Origin of the sequence: Streptomyces panaciradicis, from assembly GCF_023516615.1 — a bacterium.
GTDB classification, from domain to species: Bacteria; Actinomycetota; Actinomycetes; order Streptomycetales; family Streptomycetaceae; genus Streptomyces; species Streptomyces panaciradicis.
Genome location: NZ_JAMGBF010000299.1, coordinates 1 through 2,616 on the forward strand (window position 1 = coordinate 1; position 2,616 = coordinate 2,616).

Below are 2,616 nucleotides of genomic sequence, written 5' to 3' on the forward strand. Positions count from 1 at the left end.
CAGGCCGTGGGGTTCGCCCGGCGGCTCGCGCTGCGCCCCCGCGGTCCGGCCTGGCAGGCGCGGGCCCCGGCGGTGAAGCGTGCGGCAGCCGTCGCGACGCAGGGGTGGGGACCGGCACCTGAGATGCCGGGGACGCTGGTTGGCCTGGGTGCCCCTTGGGCGGTTAGGTTGCCCTCATGACCGACACGACTGCTCCTCGTACCACCGGCGCCGCGGCCGCCGGGCTCGCCACCGTCGCCGCCGACGGCACCGTCCTCGACACCTGGTTCCCCGCGCCCGAGCTGACCGCCGAGCCCGGTCCGTCCGGGACCGAGCGGCTGACCGCGCAGCAGGCCGTGGAACTGCTGGGCGAGGGCGCGGCGAAGGCGATCGGCCCGGACGCCCGGCGCGGCGTCGAGGTCGTCGCGGTCCGTACGGTCATCTCCTCGCTGGAGGAGAAGCCGATCGACGCGCACGACGTCTACCTGCGGCTCCACCTTCTGTCGCACCGGCTCGTCAGGCCGCACGGCCAGAGCCTGGAGGGCATCTTCGGCTTCCTCGCCAACGTCGCCTGGACCTCTCTCGGTCCCGTCGCCGTCGACGACGTCGAGAAGGTGCGGCTCAACGCCCGCGCCGAGGGCCTGCACCTGCAGGTGACCTCGATCGACAAGTTCCCGCGCATGACCGACTACGTGGCCCCCAAGGGCGTCCGGATCGCCGACGCCGACCGGGTCCGCCTCGGCGCCCACCTCGCCGAGGGCACCACGGTCATGCACGAGGGCTTCGTCAACTTCAACGCCGGCACCCTCGGCACCTCCATGGTCGAGGGCCGTATCTCCGCGGGCGTCGTCATCGGCGACGGCTCCGACATCGGCGGCGGCGCCTCCACCATGGGCACCCTCTCCGGCGGCGGCAACGTCATCATCTCCATCGGCGAGCGCTGCCTCATCGGCGCCGAGGCCGGCGTCGGCATCGCGCTCGGCGACGAGTGCGTGGTCGAGGCGGGCCTGTACATCACCGCCGGCACCCGCGTCACCATGCCCGACGGCCAGATCGTCAAGGCACGCGAACTCTCCGGCGCCTCCAACATCCTCTTCCGCCGCAACTCGGTCACCGGCACGGTCGAGGCCCGCCCGAACAACGCGGTCTGGGGCGGCCTGAACGAGATCCTGCACAGCCACAACTGATCACCGGCGACCGGCGACCCCGGTCACCCCGGGGACACACGCCCTCCCGCGGCCGACGCCGGCCCGGGAGGGCGTCCGTGTTTGAGGGACGGAACGCAGGCCGTCAGGTCTTCAGGCCCGCCGCGAAGTCCGCCAGGGTCGTGAAGTCCTTCTCGCGCAGGCCGATGCGTGGGTCGACGTGGTGCAGCAGGGCGGCGTTCGGGTGGGTGCGGCCGACGTACTCCTCGTCCGCCGGGCTCTGTTCGTCGTCCACCCAGGCGAACGGGCGCCCGGCGGCGTACGCCACGATCGCCTCCGTCTTCCAGTGGACCCCGTCGGGGCGCAGGGCGAACAGGCCCGCGCCGAAGTCGACGTACGGCAGCTCGGGCAGGCCGACGACGGGGGCGATCCAGCGGTTGGCCGCGTCCATCCACGTCGTGGCCCAGCACAGGTCGTAGTCGAGGGCGAGGAGGGCCTCGCCGTGCCCGGGGTTCAGATACACCGGCAGGGCCCGGCCGGGCTGGAGGGCGACGACGATCGACGTGTAGCCCTCGGGGCGCCCGTACGGCTGGGCCGCCCACGGGTTGAGGGGGCCGTCGACGTCGAGGAACAGCAGCGGGCGGCGCACACGGACAACGTACGGCAGATCCCGGCGAGGGCGTCGGAGAATTCTCCGGAGCGCAGGCATAGCGCCCGGCGGCCGCACGCGTCACCAGGGGCAGGGGCGGACGGCCGGTCCGCCCGGGGGAAGGCGAACGTGACGATGGATGCCGAGGCGCAGGACAGCTTCCGGGAGTTCGTGGAGCACCGGTCGTCCGCGCTGCTGAAGACGGCGGTGCTGCTGAGCGGCGGCGACCGGCACGCCGCCGAGGACCTGCTGCAGAACGCGCTGCTCAAGGCGGCCGGGCGGTGGCACCGGATCGAGGAACCGGAGGCGTACGTCCGGCAGGTGCTCTACCGGCAGCAGATCAGCCGCTGGCGGCTGAAGTGGCGCAGACGGGAGCTGACGGTCGCCGAACCGCCGGACACCGGGGCCGGCCGGGACGGCGCCGCCGACGCCGACCTGCGCCTGCTGATGCGCGGCGCGCTCGCCCGGCTCACCGCCCGGCAGCGCACCGTCCTGGTGCTGCGCTACTTCGAGGACCTCCCGGAGGCCGACGTGGCCCGGATCCTCGGCTGCTCGGTCGGCACCGTACGGTCCACCACCCACCGCTCCCTCGCCCGGCTGCGCGCCCTCGCGCCGGAGCTGGCCGCGCTCGGCCGGCCGGACGCCGGGGAAGTGCCGTCCCGTGACCGCTCGCCCGTGGAGGTGCGTCCGTGAACGCCGAGGAACTGCTGCGCGACTCCCTGCGCGAACTCGCCGCCGAACAGCCGCCCGCGGACGCCGGGTTCGCCGACCGGGTGCTGGCCGCCCGCCGGCGCCGCCGCGCCCGCACGCTGGCCTCCGTCGCCGCGGCCACGGCCGCCGTGG

3 protein-coding genes are annotated in these 2,616 nt (G+C 74.3%); 2 read left to right on the forward strand and 1 reads right to left on the reverse strand.

The window, feature by feature from the left end; all coding sequences use genetic code 11:
- Positions 1 to 176 precede the first annotated feature (176 nt).
- Positions 177 to 1,166 carry a 2,3,4,5-tetrahydropyridine-2,6-dicarboxylate N-succinyltransferase gene (dapD, locus tag M8J74_RS43975; RefSeq protein ID WP_249841748.1) on the forward strand — a complete coding sequence of 330 codons (990 nt, stop codon included), beginning with the start codon at positions 177 to 179 and terminating at the stop codon, positions 1,164 to 1,166.
- Between the two features lie 103 nt (positions 1,167 to 1,269).
- Here the strand turns inward: dapD and M8J74_RS43980 are convergent, their stop codons facing one another.
- Positions 1,270 to 1,773 carry an HAD domain-containing protein gene (locus M8J74_RS43980; protein ID WP_249841749.1) on the reverse strand — a complete coding sequence of 168 codons (504 nt, stop codon included), beginning with the start codon at positions 1,771 to 1,773 and terminating at the stop codon, positions 1,270 to 1,272.
- 135 nt (positions 1,774 to 1,908) lie between these two features.
- Between M8J74_RS43980 and M8J74_RS43985 the strand changes: the two genes are divergently transcribed.
- Positions 1,909 to 2,466 (forward strand): SigE family RNA polymerase sigma factor, encoded by a 558-nt coding sequence (locus M8J74_RS43985; protein ID WP_249841750.1) that lies wholly within the window; start codon positions 1,909 to 1,911, stop codon positions 2,464 to 2,466.
- The last annotated feature ends 150 nt before the right edge of the window (positions 2,467 to 2,616 follow it).

Bases quoted from the DNA above. Each gene is read 5' to 3' on its own strand.
- dapD (WP_249841748.1), top strand. From the start codon at position 177: ATGACCGACACGACTGCTCCTCGTACCACCGGCGCCGCGGCCGCCGGG.
- M8J74_RS43985 (WP_249841750.1), top strand. From the start codon at position 1,909: ATGGATGCCGAGGCGCAGGACAGCTTCCGGGAGTTCGTGGAGCACCGG.